This is a genomic window from Chitinophaga solisilvae (assembly GCF_009928525.1).
GTDB classification, from domain to species: Bacteria; Bacteroidota; Bacteroidia; order Chitinophagales; family Chitinophagaceae; genus Chitinophaga; species Chitinophaga solisilvae.
This window is the reverse complement of sequence record NZ_JAABOK010000001.1, coordinates 608,686-629,334: the sequence shown is the minus strand read 5'-3', so window position 1 is coordinate 629,334 and position 20,649 is coordinate 608,686. Positions and strand designations below refer to the sequence as shown.

Genomic DNA, 20,649 nt, shown 5'->3' with positions numbered 1-20,649 from the left:
CTGATACTTTTTTCACTTAACTGTTTACACCTATGAAACGATTACTAACCTTTTTATACCTGTTGCTGGGCTTTGTGCTGGTGTCGGTTACGACTAAGGCACAAACGGCGTTTATGAACGCGCCGGACAGTATCTGCGCCGGTAGCTTCGCTACCATGAACGGGCAGATCTGGGAGAACAGTGTGAACGTGGATTATATGGACTGGAGTGTCAGCCCCGCGCTGTCGGCTTCGGACTATGAAATCCTGTTCAACACGGACGGAACCGCCGCAGATCAATGGCTGAACCAGAATCCGGCTAATGGTAACTGGCCGAATATCACGGCGATGACCATCAAGCTGAACAAGGCAGGTACGTATACCTTTACGGTCAAGATCTTTTATAAGGACTGGAATAATGTCCGGCGATCCGTCACCACCTCCAAAAAGATCAAGGTAAAAGACTGTATCATCACCTCCTGCCCTGGTACCATCAGTACCATGGCTGGTTTCTTTGAGGACTTCGGCAAATTTAAAAAAGGCGCCAATCCCAGAAGAAACAGGGTAATTGACAGTCTGGTTACCGCTGATGGTCAGGCTTCCACCTATATCTTCAGTAATACTACCAACAACCTCGGAGATAACTATTATTCCGAATACTATTCTACCCAGCTCAGACCGGAATGGGTAGATGCAAAAGACCACACCGGCAATATTGTAAACACCAGAGATTCTGCCGGCGGTATGCTGGTTGCGAACTCTGCTATTGAGAAAAAAGCATTTTACAAAAGACGAATAAACAATCTTTGTCCAGGCTCTATTTACACCTTCTCCGCCTGGTTTATGAACGTAAACAGCGAACAGGTATTCAGTTCGTCGTGTAACAGGGCCACCGATACCAAACCAGATGGTTACCACTATGCAGGGGTAACTTTTATTCTTTGGGACCCTGTGAATAAAAAAGAATTACAGCGGTTTAATACCAACGACGTATCCATGAACCTGGCCAGGCCCACCTGGCAACAATATGGCGGTAGCTTTAAAACTACCGTTACTTCCGTTGACTTAATTATCCAGAACAACAACTTCGGCGGTTGCGGTAACGACATCGCCATTGATGACATTGAATTCAAATACTGCAGCCCGGATATCTTTGCTTACGTAGACGGATTGAAAGATGAGAAAAGAATCAAGGATATCATCTGCGGTGGCGCTCCGTTAAATCTGAACGCTTATCTCAATCCTAAAGATTACTTCGTAAAACCTACCTATCAGTGGCAGGTAAGTACAGACAGTATCAACTTCACCAACCTGAAAGATGGTGTAATGAATGATGGTACTGTAACCGGTACCAAAGATTCACTGATTAAATTTACTCCCGGCGCCCTGAAAGGCGACCCGGTGATGGAAAAGGTTTATTACTTCCGGGTCAATATTACGGATGAAGCTAACCTGCAATACGGGAAAACCTGTGAGGCCCCGTCCCGGCTCGTGGAAATAAAGATATTGCCACAGCCCAAAATTACCGTAACCGGTAACGAGATATGTAACGGACAGGTGGCCAAACTGGTTGCCTCCGGTGGTTATACTTCCTATTACTGGAAGGTGAACCCGATTGTAAATGATACCATATTAAACGTTAGTCCGAGTGTTACTACCACCTACGAAGTAGTCGGTACCAAAACCTATGGTAAAGACAAAGTATGTAGCGACAGTAACAGAGCGAAGATTACCGTTTATGAGAAACCGGTTGTTAATGTAAAACTGGTTACACCTAAGAGCATTTGTGAAGGAGACAGCGCACGTCTGGGTATTCAGCCGGAAAATCTGAAGTTTGACATTACCTGGGCCTACAACGGCGCAGTACTGACAGGTCAGAAGAAAGACTCCATTACCCACACTCCGCTTAAAGTAACTGATTCACTGGCTGTACCTCCGGTATTTAACAGGTACGTGGTGACAGTCACCAACGGGAAGTGCGTTATCAGTGACAGCACTGACGTGGTTGTGTACTCCATGCCTGTTTCCAAGGCAGGTCCTGATCAGATATTGTGCGATACTGCCTCCAGGTTCCAGCTGAATGCCAATACACCACTGGCCAACCAATCCGGCTTATGGACATTCAAAGGCGGTATCAATGAAAATGCAGTACTGCATAACGCCACACAGCCCAACGCATATGTTACCGGTCTTACTTCCGGTAAAACCATTACGCTGGTATGGACGGTGACCAACACCAAAAAGCCCAGCCTTCCGGCATGTGCGGCTGTCAGCGAACTGAAATTAACCAGTGTAGCGCCGCTGCCTGCCACCAGGGACACCGTGATTATCCAGTGTGCCAACAAGGTATTTAACATCGTTGGTATACAGCCTGGTCCGGGCGCCACCGGTTACTGGAGCGTTGCTCCGGGTTCTACCGGCATTACCTTCGGAGACAAGGATGCCTACAGTACTACTGCCACCTTAACCAAAACAGCCGCCTCTATTACTGATTCCGTTTACTGGAATCTGACCAATGTATGCGGTACTGTAAAATATAAGGTGAAGCTGATTGTACATCCGGTACCGACCGTAACCGTGTCAGTTCCTGCCGTATGTGAAAATGTGGATTCATTTGTAATAGCGCTGGGCAAACCAACCTACCCGGTAACGAAATATACTTTGTCTGCCGGCACGCCGAATGCGATGCCCGGCTTCAATGCTATTTCCGGCACCTGGCCATCCAGAGATACCATCAGGGTTAAAATGCCGGCCGGCGTAACCGGTGGTAAAGCCTATGATTTTGTACTGGCTATTGCCGACACTGCCAATAAAGGTTGTACCAGCACTACCACTTTCAGATTACAGGTAGACAGCAAACCGGATGCTACCATCACCGGCGCAGCGAATATCTGTATCGGCAATACGCTTACGCTCAGGGTACCTGCTACCTCCTACCCTGTTAAGTGGAGCATCAATGGCGTAGTGCAGACAGCCACCACCGGCGTAACCCTGACACATAAGCCTGCAGTACCCGGAAGGTATATCTACAACGCTACCATCGTTAATGGGGCATGTACATCCACCGATAGCGATACCATTAATGTAACAGCAATTCCTATTCCTGCACCAGGCAACGATTCCGCGCAGTGCGATAACGGCAACTTCAAGCTGAATGCCGTACTGGATACAGCCCAGGCAGGTGTCTGGTCTTTCTCCAATGGCATTAATAACGGCGCCGTTATTACCAATCCGAATGATCCGAAAACAACGGTTACAGGATTAAACGCGGGAACATCCGTTATTCTGGTATGGACCGTAAGAAATATCACCAATAATACCTGTACCGCAAAAGACAGCATTACCCTGACCAATACCCGTCCGCTGACCAACAGCACCGTTGGTCCGAACCTGGTACAGTGCGGTAATAATAAATTCCAGCTGAACGGCAGCGTACCCGCCGCCGGAGAAACAGGCACCTGGAGCGTAGCTCCCGGCACCACCGGCGTTACGGTCAGCTTCAGCAATGTAAATGCACCGAAAGCTATAGCCACTGTAACGGGTACACCTCCTGTATCTGTTACGCTTATATGGACGATATCCAACGGCGTATGTAAAAGCGATACCGCACAGATGAAGCTGACGCTGAATCCCGTGCCGGCTATCACAGCAGCCAAAGCAGACACCATCTGTACTACAGCATCCATCTTCAATCTGAAAGTATCCGGTGTAAGCGGTATTGTCAACAGCTATACCGTTGATGTTGATCCTGCCGGCACCAGAAAGATGCCAGGTTTCGTAAGAATGCAGGGCAACTGGCCTGCAGTTAATCCGGCTGATACTACTTTAAAGGTAAATTTACCTGCTGGTATCACGCCTGGTATATACGATTTCATCTTCACAGTAAATGACGGCACCAATGCAGGTTGCGCCGCTACCATCAAATTCCAGCTGGCGGTGACCAAACCGTCAACCGATCCGGTAGTTGCCACCAGCATCAGCAGCATTTGTGATAAGGGAGATGTAACACTGACTGTTACAGGTACTTTAGGTACTGACCCAGGCGGAACCAGAAACGCAACCTGGAAATGGTATACCGGCGCCTGTCCGGGTACCCCTGGCAGCGTGCCTGTAACGCCGGCTACCATTGTAAATCCTGATGGCTCCAAAGTTATCTTCACGAATGTTAACAAGACAACCATCTTCTATGTACGTGCAGAAGGAACCGCTCCTTGCGCCACTACTGCCTGTGCATCCGTTAAGGTAGAAGTATTCCAGAAACCTGACAGTGCAAAAGCCGGTAAGGACCAATTTGCCTGTAACCAGAAGACGCCGTTTACACTGGATGGTAATACCACCGGTGTTACAGGCGTTCAGGGAACCTGGACTAAATACAATGCCAGCGCAACTATTGCTGACATTCACAATCCTAAAACACAGGTAACGGTTTTACCGGGCGACACCGCTACCTTTACCTGGACCATTGGCAACGGTGTTTGTGATACGACCCGTTCCAGTGTAAAAATCACCAACTATGCCACACCGGATAAAGCTATCGTAGGTAAAGACCAGATTCATTGTAATGATTCTGCCTTCATCTTAACCGGTAACAAACCAACGGTGTTTGGTGCAGTGGGTACCTGGTCATTCCCGGCTACTACCGGCGTGACTATCTCCGATCGTAACGATCCGGCGGCGAAAGTGATTGTACCAGCTGGTTTAACAGTGCCATTCACCTGGAAGATTTCCAATGGTGTGTGCGACTCTACTACCGCTACTATCAAAATCACCAACTACGCTGTACCGGCAGTTGCCACCGTAGGTAAAGACCAGATTCATTGTAATGATTCTGCCTTCATCTTAACAGGTAATAATCCTGGTGCGGTAGGCGCTAAAGGTACCTGGTCATTCCCGGCTACTACTGGCGTGACTATCTCCAATGTTAATGATCCATCTGCGAAAGTGATTGTACCAGCTGGTCTGACAGTGCCATTCACCTGGAAGGTTTCCAATGGTGTGTGTGACTCTACTACCGCTACTATCAAAATCACTAACTACGCTGTACCGGCAAAAGCTACCGTTGGTAAAGATCAGATTCATTGTAATGATTCTGCCTTCATCTTAACGGGTAACAATCCTGGTGCAGTAGGTGCTAAAGGAACCTGGTCATTCCCTGTTACACCGGGTGTGACTATCTCTAATGCTAATGATCCGGCAGCGAAAGTGATCGTTCCGGCTGGTTTGACAGTGTCATTCACCTGGAAGGTTTCCAATGGTGTGTGCGACTCTACTACCGCTACTATTAAAATCACCAACTACGCTGTACCGGCAGTTGCCACCGTTGGTAAAGACCAGATTCATTGTAATGATTCTGCCTTCATCCTGACTGGTAACAATCCTGGTGCAGTGGGTGCAAAAGGAACCTGGTCATTCCCTGTTACACCGGGTGTGACTATCTCCAATGTTAATGATCCATCTGCGAAAGTGATCGTGCCGGCCGGTTTAACCGTTCCATTCACCTGGAAGATTTCCAATGGTGTATGTGACTCTACTACCGCTACTATCAAAATCACTAACTACGCAGTACCGGCAGTTGCCACCGTAGGTAAAGACCAGATTCATTGTAATGATTCTGCCTTCATCTTAACTGGTAACAATCCTGGTGCAGTAGGTGCTAAAGGAACCTGGTCATTCCCTGTTACATCGGGTGTGACTATCTCTAATGTTAATGATCCGGCGGCGAAAGTGATTGTACCAGCTGGTTTAACAGTGCCATTCACCTGGAAGATTTCCAATGGTGCGTGCGACTCTACTACCGCTACTATTAAACTCACTAACTATGCAGTCCCGGCGAAAGCTACCGTTGGTAAAGACCAGATTCATTGTAATGATTCTGCCTTCATCTTAACAGGTAACAATCCTGGTGCAGTGGGTGCAAAAGGTACATGGTCCTACCCTGCTACGCCTGGTGTGACTATCTCCAATGTTAATGACCCATCTGCTAAAGTGATCGTTCCGGCTGGCCTGACAGTACCATTCACCTGGAAAGTGTCCAATGGTGTGTGTGACTCTACTACCGCTACTATCAAAATCACCAACTACGCTGTACCGGCAGTTGCCACCGTAGGTAAAGATCAGATTCATTGTAATGATTCTGCCTTCATCTTAACAGGTAACAATCCTGGTGCGGTAGGTACTAAAGGTACCTGGTCATTCCCGGCTACCACTGGCGTGACTATCTCCAATGTTAATGATCCTGCAGCGAAGGTGATCGTTCCGGCTGGGTTAACAGTGCCATTCACCTGGAAGGTTTCCAATGGTGTGTGTGACTCTACTACCGCTACGATCAAAATCACCAACTACGCTGTACCGGCAGTTGCCACCGTAGGTAAAGACCAGATTCATTGTAATGATTCTGCCTTCATCTTAACAGGTAATAATCCTGGTGCGGTAGGTGCTAAAGGAACATGGTCATTCCCGGCTACCACTGGCGTGACTATATCTAATGTTAATGATCCGGCGGCGAAAGTGATTGTTCCGGCTGGTCTGACAGTGCCATTCACCTGGAAAGTGTCCAATGGTGTGTGTGACTCTACTACCGCTACTATTAAAATCACCAACTACGCTGTACCGGCAGTTGCCACAGTAGGTAAAGACCAGATTCATTGTAATGACTCTGCCTTCATCTTAACTGGTAATAATCCTGGTGCGGTAGGTGCTAAAGGCACCTGGTCATTCCCTGTTACACCGGGTGTGACTATATCTAATGTTAATGATCCATCTGCGAAAGTGATTGTACCGGCTGGTTTAACCGTTCCATTCACCTGGAAGATTTCCAATGGTGTGTGCGACTCTACTACCGCTACTATCAAAATCACTAACTATGCAGTACCGGCAGTTGCCACAGTAGGTAAAGACCAGATTCATTGTAACGATTCTGCCTTCATCTTAACTGGTAACAATCCTGGTGCAGTAGGTGCCAAAGGTACCTGGTCATTCCCGGCTACTACCGGCGTGACTATCTCTAATGTTAATGATCCATCTGCGAAAGTGATTGTTCCGGCTGGTTTAACCGTTTCATTCACCTGGAAAGTTTCCAATGGTGTGTGTGACTCTACTACCGCTACTATTAAACTCACTAACTATGCAATACCAGCGAAAGCTACCGTAGGTAAAGACCAGATTCATTGTAATGATTCTGCCTTTATCTTAACAGGTAACAATCCTGGTGCGGTAGGTGCTAAAGGTACCTGGTCATTCCCGGCTACTACCGGTGTGACTATCTCCAATGTTAATGATCCATCTGCGAAAGTGATTGTACCAGCTGGTCTGACAGTGCCATTCACCTGGAAGATTTCCAATGGTGTGTGTGACTCTACTACCGCTACTATCAAAATCACCAACTACGCTGTACCGGCAGTTGCCACCGTAGGTAAAGACCAGATTCATTGTAATGATTCTGCCTTCATCTTAACAGGTAACAATCCTGGTGCGGTAGGTGCTAAAGGTACCTGGTCATTCCCGGCTACCACTGGTGTGACTATATCTAATGTTAATGATCCATCTGCGAAAGTGATTGTACCAGCTGGTCTGACAGTGCCATTCACCTGGAAGGTTTCCAATGGTGTGTGTGACTCTACTACCGCTACTATCAAAATCACTAACTACGCTGTACCGGCGAAAGCTACCGTTGGTAAAGACCAGATTCATTGTAATGATTCTGCCTTCATCTTGACTGGTAACAATCCTGGTGCGGTAGGTGCTAAAGGAACATGGTCATTCCCGGCTACCACTGGCGTGACTATCTCTAATGTTAATGATCCGGCAGCGAAAGTGATCGTTCCGGCTGGTCTGACAGTTCCATTCACCTGGAAAGTTTCCAATGGTGTGTGTGACTCTACTACCGCTACTATCAAAATCACCAACTACGCAGTACCGGCGAAAGCTACCGTTGGTAAAGACCAGATTCATTGTAATGATTCTGCCTTTATCTTGACTGGTAACAATCCTGGTGCAGTAGGCGCTAAAGGTACCTGGTCATTCCCGGCTACCACTGGTGTGACTATCTCCAATATTAATGATCCATCTGCGAAAGTGATTGTGCCGGCTGGTTTAACAGTTCCATTCACCTGGAAGATTTCCAATGGTGTATGCGACTCTACTACCGCTACTATCAAAATCACTAACTATGCAGTACCGGCAGTTGCCACCGTTGGTAAAGACCAGATTCATTGTAATGACTCTGCCTTCATCTTAACAGGTAACAATCCTGGCGCAGTAGGTGCTAAAGGTACCTGGTCATTCCCTGTTACACCGGGTGTGACTATATCTAATGTTAATGATCCATCTGCTAAAGTGATCGTTCCGGCTGGTTTAACCGTTTCATTCACCTGGAAGATTTCCAACGGCGTGTGCGACTCTACTACCGCTACAATTAAACTCACCAACTACGCATTACCAGCGAAAGCTACCGTAGGTAAGGACCAGATTCATTGTAATGATTCTGCCTTCATCTTAACTGGTAACAATCCTGGTGCTGTGGGTGCAAAAGGTACATGGTCCTACCCTGCTACGCCTGGTGTGACTATCTCCAATGTTAATGACCCATCTGCGAAAGTGATTGTTCCGGCTGGCCTGACAGTACCATTCACCTGGAAAGTTTCCAATGGTGTGTGTGACTCTACTACCGCTACTATCAAAATCACCAACTACGCTGTACCGGCAGTTGCCACAGTAGGTAAAGACCAGATTCATTGTAATGATTCTGCCTTTATCTTAACAGGTAACAATCCTGGTGCGGTAGGTGCTAAAGGTACCTGGTCATTCCCGGCTACTACCGGCGTGACTATCTCTAATGTTAATGATCCGGCGGCGAAAGTGATTGTACCAGCTGGTCTGACAGTGCCATTCACCTGGAAGGTTTCCAATGGTGTGTGCGACTCTACTACTGCTACTATCAAAATCACCAACTACGCTGTACCGGCAGTTGCCACAGTAGGTAAAGACCAGATTCATTGTAATGATTCTGCCTTCATCTTAACTGGTAACAATCCTGGTGCGGTAGGTGCAAAAGGTACCTGGTCATTCCCGGCTACTACCGGCGTGACTATCTCCAATGTTAATGATCCGGCAGCGAAGGTGATCGTTCCGGCTGGTTTAACAGTTCCATTCACCTGGAAGGTTTCCAATGGTGTGTGCGACTCTACTACCGCTACTATCAAAATCACCAACTACGCAGTACCGGCAGTTGCCACAGTAGGTAAAGACCAGATTCATTGTAATGATTCTGCCTTCATCTTAACGGGCAACAATCCTGGTGCAGTAGGTGCTAAAGGAACATGGTCATTCCCTGTTACACCGGGTGTGACTATCTCCAATGTTAATGATCCATCTGCGAAAGTGATTGTTCCGGCTGGTTTAACAGTTCCATTCACCTGGAAAATCTCCAATGGTGTGTGTGACTCTACTACCGCTACTATCAAAATCACTAACTATGCAGTACCGGCAGTTGCCACAGTAGGTAAAGACCAGATTCATTGTAATGATTCTGCCTTCATCTTAACTGGTAACAATCCTGGTGCAGTAGGTGCTAAAGGAACCTGGTCATTCCCTGTTACATCGGGTGTGACTATATCTAATGTTAATGATCCATCTGCTAAAGTGATTGTTCCGGCTGGTCTGACAGTTTCATTCACCTGGAAAGTGTCCAACGGTGTGTGCGACTCTACTACCGCTACAATTAAACTCACCAACTACGCATTACCAGCGAAAGCTGCCGTAGGTAAAGACCAGATTCATTGTAATGATTCTGCCTTCATCTTAACAGGTAACAATCCTGGTGCGGTAGGTGCTAAAGGTACCTGGTCATTCCCGGCTACGCCTGGTGTGACTATCTCTAATGTTAATGATCCGGCGGCGAAAGTGATTGTACCAGCTGGTCTGACAGTGCCATTCACCTGGAAGATCTCCAATGGTGTGTGTGACTCTACTACCGCTACTATCAAAATCACCAACTACGCAGTACCAGCAGTTGCCATAGTAGGTAAAGATCAGATTCATTGTAATGATTCTGCCTTCATCTTAACCGGTAACAATCCTGGTGCAATAGGTGCTAAAGGAACCTGGTCATTCCCTGTTACATCGGGTGTGACTATATCTAATGTTAATGATCCATCTGCTAAAGTGATTGTTCCGGCTGGTCTGACAGTTTCATTCACCTGGAAAGTGTCCAACGGTGTGTGCGACTCTACTTCCGCTACTATCAAAATCACCAACTATGCAGTACCAGCGAAAGCTACCGTTGGTAAAGAACAGATTCATTGTAATGATTCTGCCTTCATCTTAACGGGTAATAATCCTGGTGCAGTAGGTGCTAAAGGTACCTGGTCATTCCCGGCTACTACCGGCGTGACGATCTCCAATGTTAATGATCCATCTGCGAAAGTGATCGTACCGGCTGGTTTAACAGTGCCATTCACCTGGAAGGTTTCCAATGGTGTGTGTGACTCTACTACCGCTACTATCAAAATCACCAACTACGCTGTACCGGCGAAAGCTACCGTAGGTAAAGACCAGATTCATTGTAATGATTCTGCCTTCATCTTAACAGGTAATAATCCTGGTGCAGTAGGTGCTAAAGGTACCTGGTCATTCCCGGCTACTACCGGCGTGACGATCTCTAATGTTAATGATCCGGCGGCGAAAGTGATTGTTCCGGCTGGTTTAACAGTACCATTCACCTGGAAAGTTTCCAACGGTGTGTGCGACTCTACTACCGCTACTATCAAAATCACCAACTACGCAGTACCGGCGAAAGCTACCGTTGGTAAAGACCAGATTCATTGTAATGACTCTGCCTTCATCTTAACGGGTAACAATCCTGGTGCAGTGGGTGCAAAAGGTACCTGGTCATTCCCTGTTACACCAGGTGTGACTATCTCTAATCCTAATGATCCATCTGCTAAAGTGATCGTTCCGGCTGGTCTGACAGTTTCATTCACCTGGAAAGTGTCCAACGGTGTGTGCGACTCTACTACCGCTACAATTAAACTTACCAACTACGCAGTACCAGCAAAAGCTACCGTGGGTAAAGACCAGATTCATTGTAATGACTCTGCCTTCATCTTAACAGGTAACAATCCTGGTGCAGTGGGTGCAAAAGGTACATGGTCCTACCCTGCTACGCCTGGTGTGACTATCTCCAATGTTAATGATCCATCTGCGAAAGTGATTGTGCCGGCTGGTCTGACAGTGCCATTCACCTGGAAAGTGTCCAACGGTGTGTGCGACTCTACTACCGCTACTATCAAAATCACCAACTATGCGCAACCTGATAAAGCTATTGTAGGTAAAGACCAGATTCATTGTAATGACTCTGCCTTCACCCTCACCGGTAACAGACCGGTTGTGTATGGTGCTAAAGGTACATGGTCATTCCCGGCTACTACCGGCGTGACGATCTCCGATCGTAACGATCCGGCGGCGAAAGTGATCGTTCCGGCTGGTCTGACAGTGCCATTCACCTGGAAGATCTCCAACGGTGTGTGCGACTCTACTACCGCTACTATCAAAATCACCAACTATGCAGTACCAGCGAAAGCTACCGTTGGTAAAGACCAGATTCATTGTAATGATTCTGCCTTCATCTTAACGGGTAACAATCCTGGTGCAGTAGGTGCTAAAGGCACCTGGTCATTCCCGGCTACCACTGGTGTGACTATATCTAATGTTAATGATCCATCTGCGAAAGTGATCGTGCCGGCCGGTTTAACAGTTCCATTCACCTGGAAAGTGTCCAACGGTGTGTGTGACTCTACTACCGCTACTATTAAAATCACCAACTACGCAGTACCGGCGAAAGCTACCGTAGGTAAAGACCAGATTCATTGTAATGATTCTGCCTTCATCTTAACAGGTAACAATCCTGGTGCAGTAGGTGCAAAAGGCACCTGGTCATTCCCGGCTACTACCGGCGTGACTATCTCCAATGTTAATGATCCATCTGCGAAAGTGATTGTTCCGGCTGGTTTAACAGTTCCATTCACCTGGAAGGTTTCCAATGGTGTGTGCGACTCTACTACCGCTACTATTAAAATCACTAACTACGCAGTACCAGCGAAAGCTACCGTTGGTAAAGACCAGATTCATTGTAATGATTCTGCCTTCATCTTAACGGGTAACAATCCTGGTGCGGTAGGTGCAAAAGGTACCTGGTCATTCCCGGCTACTACCGGTGTCACTATCTCCAATATTAATGATCCATCTGCGAAGGTGATTGTTCCTGCTGGTTTAACAGTGCCATTCACCTGGAAAGTTTCCAACGGTGTGTGCGACTCTACTACCGCTACTATCAAAATCACTAACTACGCAGTACCGGCAAAAGCTACCGTAGGTAAAGACCAGATTCATTGTAATGATTCTGCCTTCATCTTAACGGGTAACAATCCTGGTGCGGTAGGTGCAAAAGGTACCTGGTCATTCCCGGCTACTACCGGTGTCACTATCTCCAATGTTAATGATCCATCTGCGAAAGTGATCGTGCCGGCTGGCTTAACAGTTCCATTCACCTGGAAGATTTCCAACGGTGTGTGCGACTCTACTACCGCTACTATCAAAATCACCAACTACGCAATGCCGGCGAAAGCTACCGTGGGTAAAGACCAGATTCATTGTAATGATTCTGCCTTCATCTTAACGGGTAACAATCCTGGTGCGGTAGGTGCTAAAGGTACCTGGTCATTCCCGGCTACTCCGGGTGTGACTATCTCTGATCCTAATAATCCGGCTGCTAAGGTGATTGTTCCGGCTGGTTTAACCGTTTCATTCACCTGGAAGGTTTCCAATGGTGTGTGCGACTCTACTACCGCTACTATCAAAATCACCAACTACGCAGTACCGGCGAAAGCTACTGTGGGTAAAGATCAGGAGCATTGTAATGAACCTAACTTTATCTTAACCGGTAACAATCCTGGTGCAGTAGGTGCAAAAGGCACCTGGTCATTCCCGGCTACTACCGGTGTGACTATCTCCAACATCAATGATCCATCTGCGAAAGTGTTTGTACCGGCTGGTTTAACCGTGCCGTTCACCTGGAAGGTTTCCAATGGTGTGTGCGACTCTACTTCCGCTACTATCAAAATCACCAACTACGCAGTTGCTGAAAAAGCGAATGCTGGTCCTGACCAGAAAGCATGTAACCAGACAGATGATTTCTACATGAACGCCAACAAGCCAAGCGTAGCTACTGCTACAGGCATGTGGAAAGACATCAGCCGTGTACCGGGCAGGGCTAAAATCAAATCCCTGACCAACCCGCTCACCGCTGTAACCGTTCCGGTAGGCGACACTGTAATACTGCAGTGGTCTATTGCCAACGGCGTCTGCGACTCTACTTTCAGCAGGGTAACTATTATCAACTACAAAGCGGCTGCGGTGGCTGCTGCTGGTCCTTCTCAGGAAAAATGTAACAGCAGCGCCGATTTCACCATGGCGGCCAATGCTCCTGGTTCATCCAGTGCAACAGGCACCTGGACTGATATCAGCAGAATACCAGGCAGAGCAACCATCAAGGATAAAAATAACCCGCAGACAGCCGTTACGGTTCCTGTAGGCGATACCGTTATCCTGAAATGGACTATCACCAACGGGGATTGTATCAGCTCTTCCAGCCAGGTTACCCTGATTAACTATGCAAAAGCCAGTGCGGCCAATGCCGGTAAGGATCAGGAAGCATGTAACCAGCTGAGCGACTTTATCATGCACGCAGATGCACCGAGCGTTTCAAGCGCGAAAGGCTTCTGGTCCATTATTAAAGGAACCGCTATCATCAGAAATATCAATAATCACCAATCAGGTGTCAACGTAGAACCGGGCGACACTGTTACGCTCCGCTGGACAGTTACCAACGGTACCTGCAGCGCTACCTGGGACGATGTGACCCTCATCAATTACAAAGCTCCGGTTGCAGCATATGCCGGTCCTGACCAGGAACACTGCAACGTGGATACCTTCAGAATGAAAGCCAGCAGCCCTGGCGTACCAGGCGCCAAAGGCGTATGGGTGATCACCAGCAGTAATATACTGCCTGTCACCATCAGCAACCCGTCAGACAGCAATGCACTGGTTACTGTTCCTGCAGGTGAAACAGCTCAGCTGACATGGGTGGTAAGTAACGGTAAATGCGCCGCTACCAGCTCCAGCGTTACGCTGATTAACCGTAAACCTGTATTGAACAACATCATCCAGGCTAACCAGACGGTATGTGTTACCGAAACACCGGCTGCATTAAGCAGCAACGCGTTAAGCGGCGGTAACGGCACCTACACCTACCAATGGCAGCAAAGCACTGCCGGCGCAGGCGGACCGTTTACCAATATTAACGGCGCTACCAACGCTACTTACCAGCCTGGCCTGCTTTCCGCAGATACCTGGTACAGAAGGATCGTTGCCTCCGGCGCATGTATCAACAACATCAGCAACGTGGTGAAAATCACCGTTGTCATCAAAGCTCCGTTCACGACTTTCATTCCGGACCCTGTAACTACGGAATGCGTCAGCGGTAAAGACTACACTACCCTCTTCGGTAAGCCGGTATTCAGCCATGCACCTTACGATGATGTGCTGCTGAACGTAACCTATAACGACGTAACAGTAGTAACATCTCCATGTCTGACTACTATTACCCGTACCTGGACGGCGATAGATAAGTGCGGCCTGACAGCTACCGCATCGCAGACCATCACCGTGACTGACACCAAAGCGCCGGTATTCACTACTGCCGCTCCTGCTGACATCACCGTAGATTGCGATAAAGTACCTGCTAAAACTGATCTGACAGCTAAAGATGATTGCGCCGGTCTTATCACGATCCCAGTGGTAGAAACCCGCAAAGACATCCCCGGTGCCTGTGGTAATAATTATCAGCTGATCCGTACCTGGACCGCGAAAGATTACTGCAACACCGGCGTAACGCTCACACAGATCATCACAGTGAAAGATATGTCTGCACCGGTATTCACCATGCAGCCTCCGGCAGATGCCACCGTAAACTGTGACAACATTCCTTCCGGAATCAACCTCACAGCAAGCGACAACTGTACGCCGGGTGTAATCACTGTGATACCAAGAGATTCCATCGTGCGCAATCCGAAACTGTGCGCCAACAATTACATCATCTTCCGCAAATGGACTGCGCTGGATGAATGCGGTAACGGTAACACTGTACAACAGATCATCAGGGTACAGGATACGACCAGACCGGTATTCTCTGTGCCAGCTCCTGCTGACGTAACCGTTGATTGTGATAAGGTGCCGGCATGGCCAAACATTACGGCTACAGACAACTGTTCCGGTAATGTACAGGTGATGACCAGCTCTAAAACACAGAAATTACCAGGCTCCAAGTGCGCAGCCAGCTACCTGGAAATCCGCACCTGGACAGCCACCGACGAATGTGGCAACAAAGCTACCATGCAGCAGACCATCACAGTTCAGGATACCACCAGACCGGTATTCACCGTGCTGCCTCCTGCAGATACCACCGTGAACTGCGATGATATTCCGAAACCTGCTACCGATGTAACAGCTACGGATAACTGCAGCACACCTGGCAACGGCCTGTCCATCATCCGTCAGACTACCACAGAAACAATCCCTGGCGCTTGCGGTAATACCTACCGTATCATCAGAACCTGGACCGCTACCGATGCGTGTGACAACAAAGCGGTAATCAGACAGGTAATCACCGTAACAGACACTACCAGACCGGTAATCATGCCTGCTCCGGCAAATGTGACTATCTACTGCCAGGATAAAATCCCTGCGCCACCGGTATTGTCTGCAACAGATAACTGCGATCCGTCCTTCCCGAAAAAAGCAATTTATAGTGAAGATCCGTTCGTGAAAGATATCTGTAACGGCTATACGATCATCAGAAGATGGACAATCATGGATGCCTGCGGCAATAAAGCCAACGATGTTATCCAGCGCGTGATCATCATGCCTTGTCCTAAACCGCAGCTGGAAGCTACCCTGCCTGTTAACTGCTCCGATAATCCACGGATAGCACTGCAACCGGTAGGCAACATTTCCATGCCATCATTCACCCTGGTAGCCGTTACGCCATCCAACGCAGTAACCGGCCTGCCAATCACACAAAACAGCAATCAGTTCAACCTGAACGGCGCTACTTCTGCCTCCTTTATCATCACCGATGGTAAAACAGGTTGCTCTTCTGATACCATGACTTACAAACTCAACTACATCCAGCAACCAATGGTGAATCTCGGAAAGGATACCACTATCTGCGGCGGCAACAGCCTGGTACTGGATGCAGGCGCTACCAACTTCGCCTACACCATCAGATGGTCTACCGGCGAAACCACACAGCGCATCAAGATCACGGAAGCCGGTACTTACTGGGTAAGCGTGAGCAACGGCCAGTGTATCACGACCGATACCATTAAAGTAGGCCTCATTCCTACTCCGCTGGTAACCATCCCTGATACCACCATCTGCCGCGGCCAGTCCGTTAAACTGGATGCATACGTGGATGGCGCTACTTACCTCTGGAGCAATGGCGCTACTACTCCATCTATTCTGGTAAGCACACAGGAAGAATTCTGGGTGAAAGTGATGAAGAGCGCCTGCATCACCATCGATACGGTGAAAGTAAGCGTGAATCCTCCACCGGATATCAGCCTTAGCCGCGATACGGCTATCTGCCCTGACCAGTCCATCATGCTCACCGTGAACTCAAACGGCGGCCGCATACAATGGCAGACAGGCGAAACCGGCAACTCCATCGTGGTTAACAAACCAGGCGGATACTGGGTAGCTGTCAGCAGAGACAACTGCGTGGTTAGAGATACCGTAAACGTAAGACTGAAACCAGGTATCACCCTGGATCTGGGACCAGACAGAAACATCTGCCCTGACGGCACCGTTACCTTCGACGGCTCCAACCCGGATGCTATCTCCTATCTGTGGAACGACGGCGATACCAACCCTGTGAAGAGAGTTACACAGGCCGGCAAATACAAACTGGCTGTGATGGACAGATTCTGTCAACGTGTAATCCTCGACAGCGTAAGGGTAAATATCACCGGCGTACCAAAAATCAACCTGGGTAACGACACCGTTATGTGTAAAGGCGAAACGCTGACGCTGCGCGCTGAAGGCGGCGGTATCACCGGAGTACGCTGGGATAACGGCCAGTCAGGCCCAACACTGCAGGTGACCAACGGCGGCACTTACACAGTAACTGTATTCAACGATTGCGGCAGCGCTACCGATGCTATCACAGTTAACTTTACAGCGTGCGAACCGAAACCACAATTCCCGAACGTGTTCTCTCCGAACGGCGATGGCAGAAACGATTTCTTCAGACCAATAGTAAGAGGCCCGATGTTCGAATACGAACTCCGCATCTTCAACCGTTGGGGTGAACTGATCTTCATCTCTTCTGACAGCCACAGAGGATGGGATGGCAAATACAAAGGCGTTCCTGTAGATGTTGGCACCTATGTATGGTGGCTGACCTACAAGAAATCAGCCGGCGGCGCCTCCAATGTCATCAAAGGCGAAGTGACCGTGATAAGATAAAAAGTTAACGAATACACCTGTTGCAGCAAGCATAAAGTCTCCGGACTTTATGCTTGCTGCTTTTATACCCCCTCCATTCATTATGATGTAAGAATGATGAATAATGAGTTGGTGAGAAGATATCAGCGAATGAGCAAATTTGCTATCTTACAAACTGCAGCCATATTTCGCTGAACATATCAAACATATCACATATGAAAGTCTACGATACAGTAACCGACGCCCTCAACGATCTGCGCCAGCGCGGATACACCAAAGATTTCAATCTCCTGTTCGACTGCATTCAATGCACCGGTGAAGATACCCGTATCCAGCCATCGGATTTTGACATAACAGAAACCTACCGCTTCGAAGGTGATACTGATCCCGGAGACGAAGACATCGTATACGCCCTCGAAACAAAAGACGGCCGCAAAGGCGTACTGATGCATGGTTACGGCACTTATGCAGAAGATATTTCGGAAGATATGGTGAGGAAACTGGGGAGGAAATAATTACGAATTGTCAATTACGAATTACGAATGATGAATGGCGAATGAGCGCGAAGATTGAAGCGGGGTTTATTTAGTATTTTTTTGTTTGAGATTTTGTATCAAATCATGATGCTCTTTGGTACTTATAAGTAGAAGGGAAAACAAACTTTGGATCTAAAATCTCCAATAAAAAAATACTAAATAAACCCCGCTTCAATCTTCGCGCTCATTCGCCATTCATCATTCGTAATTCGTAATTCACAATTTTTATTATCATTGCGGCTATGAAAAAACTACATTTCGGTTTCCTATCGCTGCTGCTCCTGAGTGCTATTGGTGTTGCCGCGCAGCAGACGGGCAACCTGGACATTGTGCCAAAACCCGCCAGTGTAAGGGCACTGGAGGGTTCATTCCGGTTTACGGAGCATGTTATTTGTGAAGGCAATGATTTTCACGAAGCGATGGATCTGCTTAAGGAGGCGGGGCCCAAACCCACCGGGATGGCTGCCGCAGCAAGATTTATTTTTATGAAGGCATCGGCGGCAATGCTGCCACAGGAAGATGGTTATCGCATACAGATTACGCCCCAGGCAGTGACCATTACGGCCAGAAGTAATGCCGGCGCTGTCAGCGCGGTGATGACACTCCTGCAGCTGCGGTTGCTGCAACCCGATCCGGCGCTGCTGCCATGCGCCGAAATCAGCGACTATCCGCGGTTTGGATACCGCGGCGTCCACCTCGATGTTTCCCGTAATTTCTTCCCCGCCGCTTATATCAAAAGGTTTATCGACCTGATGGCTCTGTATAAAATGAATACCTTCCACTGGCACCTGACAGACGGCGCCGGATGGAGACTGGAAATAAAACGCTATCCGCTATTGACACAACAGGCCGCCTGGCGCAATTATCCGGACTGGAAAGCATGGTGGAAGAATGGCCGTCAATATGCCAGCGCCGGAGATCCCAATGCCTACGGCGGATACTATACCCAGGAAGAAGCGCACGAAATAGTGGCCTATGCCGCCCGCAAAGGAATTACCGTCATCCCGGAAATTGAAATGCCGGGCCATTCGGAAGAAGTACTGGCCATGTATCCGGAACTCTCCTGCTCCGGTCAGCCTTATAAAAATGCAGAGTTCTGCCTGGGCAATGACAGCTCCTTTGCTTTCCTGCAAAATGTACTGCAGGAAGTGATGGATATTTTTCCATCCACCTATATACATATTGGTGGCGACGAAGCAGATACCAAAGCATGGAAACATTGCCCGAAATGCCAGCAGCGCATCCGCACAGAAAAGCTGAAAGATGAAAAAGAGCTGCAGAGCTACGCCATCCGCCGGATGGAAAAATTCCTCCTCTCCCATAAACGTAAACTGCTCGGATGGGATGAAATACTGGAAGGCGGCCTGGCACCGGAAGCCACTGTCATGTCCTGGCGCGGTGAAAGCGGCGGCATCGCTGCTGCAAGGCAGGGTCACGACGTTATTATGACGCCGGGCGGCTACTGCTACTTCGACAGCTACCAGGCCAATCCGGTTACACAACCGGAAGCCATCGGCGGATTCCTGCCACTGGAAAAGGTCTACAGCTACGACCCGGTACCAAAAGAGCTGGACGCCAAAGCAGCCAGGCATATCCTCGGCGCCCAGGCCAACACCTGGACAGAATATATCCCCAATACCTACCACCTGGAATATATGATCTATCCCCGCCTGCTGGCGCTGTCGGAAGTTGTATGGACATCCCCCGCGTTGAAAGACTGGCAGGATTTTCACAAAAGAATGCAAAGCCAGTACCGCTTACTCCAACGGCTAAACGTAAATTACTATCGACCTTCGTATGATGTATCTGTTCATACGGAAAGAAATAATGCTCAAAAGCAGACCACCGTTACCTTCAGCACAGAGCAGTACCAGCCAATGATTCGCTATACGCTGGACGGCAGTGTGCCTACATCTCAATCTGCGCTGTACACCGGGCCCTTCACTGTTTCCGGCTCAGCACCCGTGACTGCCGCCATCTTCCGGGACACCATATTGCAGGGCAAACCAGCTACCCTTATGGTAGATGAACATAAGGCCATCGGTAAAAAAGTAAGTTATCATCTTTCTTATAATAAAAGCTATCCTGCACAACAGGAAACTACCCTAGTAAATGGTTACCGTGGTTCACTGACCTATGGGGATGGCCAGTGGCAAGGTTTTACAAACGACATGGACGTAACTGTAGATATGGGACAAATCACTCCCCTGCAAAGTCTTTCCATCAATTTTATGCAATTAACAGGCCCGGGAGTATATATGCCCTCTGAAGTAGAAGTACTGTTATCTGATAATGGCAAAGATTTCAAACCGGTACAAACCGTTCCCAACGATATTCCGGTAACGTTGTCTACCCTCGCCTTCAAAGATTTTAAATTCACCTTACAAGGCCACAACGCGCGCTACATAAGAGTCCGCGCCAAAAATGCACAACACGGTTTTCTCTTCACCGATGAAATCATTATTTATTGAGTCATTTTATTATTTGAGATTTGGTTATTTAAAAAAAATGCAGCGAAGATTTACACAGAAATCTTTGCTGCATTTTTTTAAATAATTAAATCTCAAATAATAAAA

3 protein-coding genes are annotated in these 20,649 nt (G+C 48.1%); all 3 read left to right on the top strand.

Going from position 1 to position 20,649, the window contains the following annotated elements; translation table 11 throughout:
* The first annotated feature begins 32 nt into the window (after positions 1 to 32).
* The 3 genes from GWG06_RS02160 (at position 33) to GWG06_RS02150 (ending at position 20,544) form a co-directional block, all read left to right on the top strand.
* On the top strand, positions 33 to 17,558 hold the full coding sequence (locus GWG06_RS02160) for a T9SS type B sorting domain-containing protein (protein WP_160711025.1): 17,526 nt from the start codon (positions 33 to 35) through the stop codon (positions 17,556 to 17,558).
* Between the two features lie 194 nt (positions 17,559 to 17,752).
* On the top strand, positions 17,753 to 18,052 hold the full coding sequence (locus GWG06_RS02155) for a phosphoribosylpyrophosphate synthetase (protein ID WP_127035361.1): 300 nt from the start codon (positions 17,753 to 17,755) through the stop codon (positions 18,050 to 18,052).
* Positions 18,053 to 18,315: 263 nt separating this feature from the next.
* Complete coding sequence (locus GWG06_RS02150; RefSeq protein WP_160711024.1) at positions 18,316 to 20,544, top strand: glycoside hydrolase family 20 protein; 2,229 nt, start codon at positions 18,316 to 18,318, stop codon at positions 20,542 to 20,544.
* Positions 20,545 to 20,649 lie beyond the last annotated feature (105 nt).

What these genes read in the sequence shown, in the direction of transcription:
- GWG06_RS02160 (WP_160711025.1), top strand. Translation starts at nt 33, where the DNA reads ATGAAACGATTACTAACCTTTTTATACCTGTTGCTGGGCTTTGTGCTG.
- GWG06_RS02155 (WP_127035361.1), top strand. Translation starts at nt 17,753, where the DNA reads ATGAAAGTCTACGATACAGTAACCGACGCCCTCAACGATCTGCGCCAG.
- GWG06_RS02150 (WP_160711024.1), top strand. Translation starts at nt 18,316, where the DNA reads ATGAAAAAACTACATTTCGGTTTCCTATCGCTGCTGCTCCTGAGTGCT.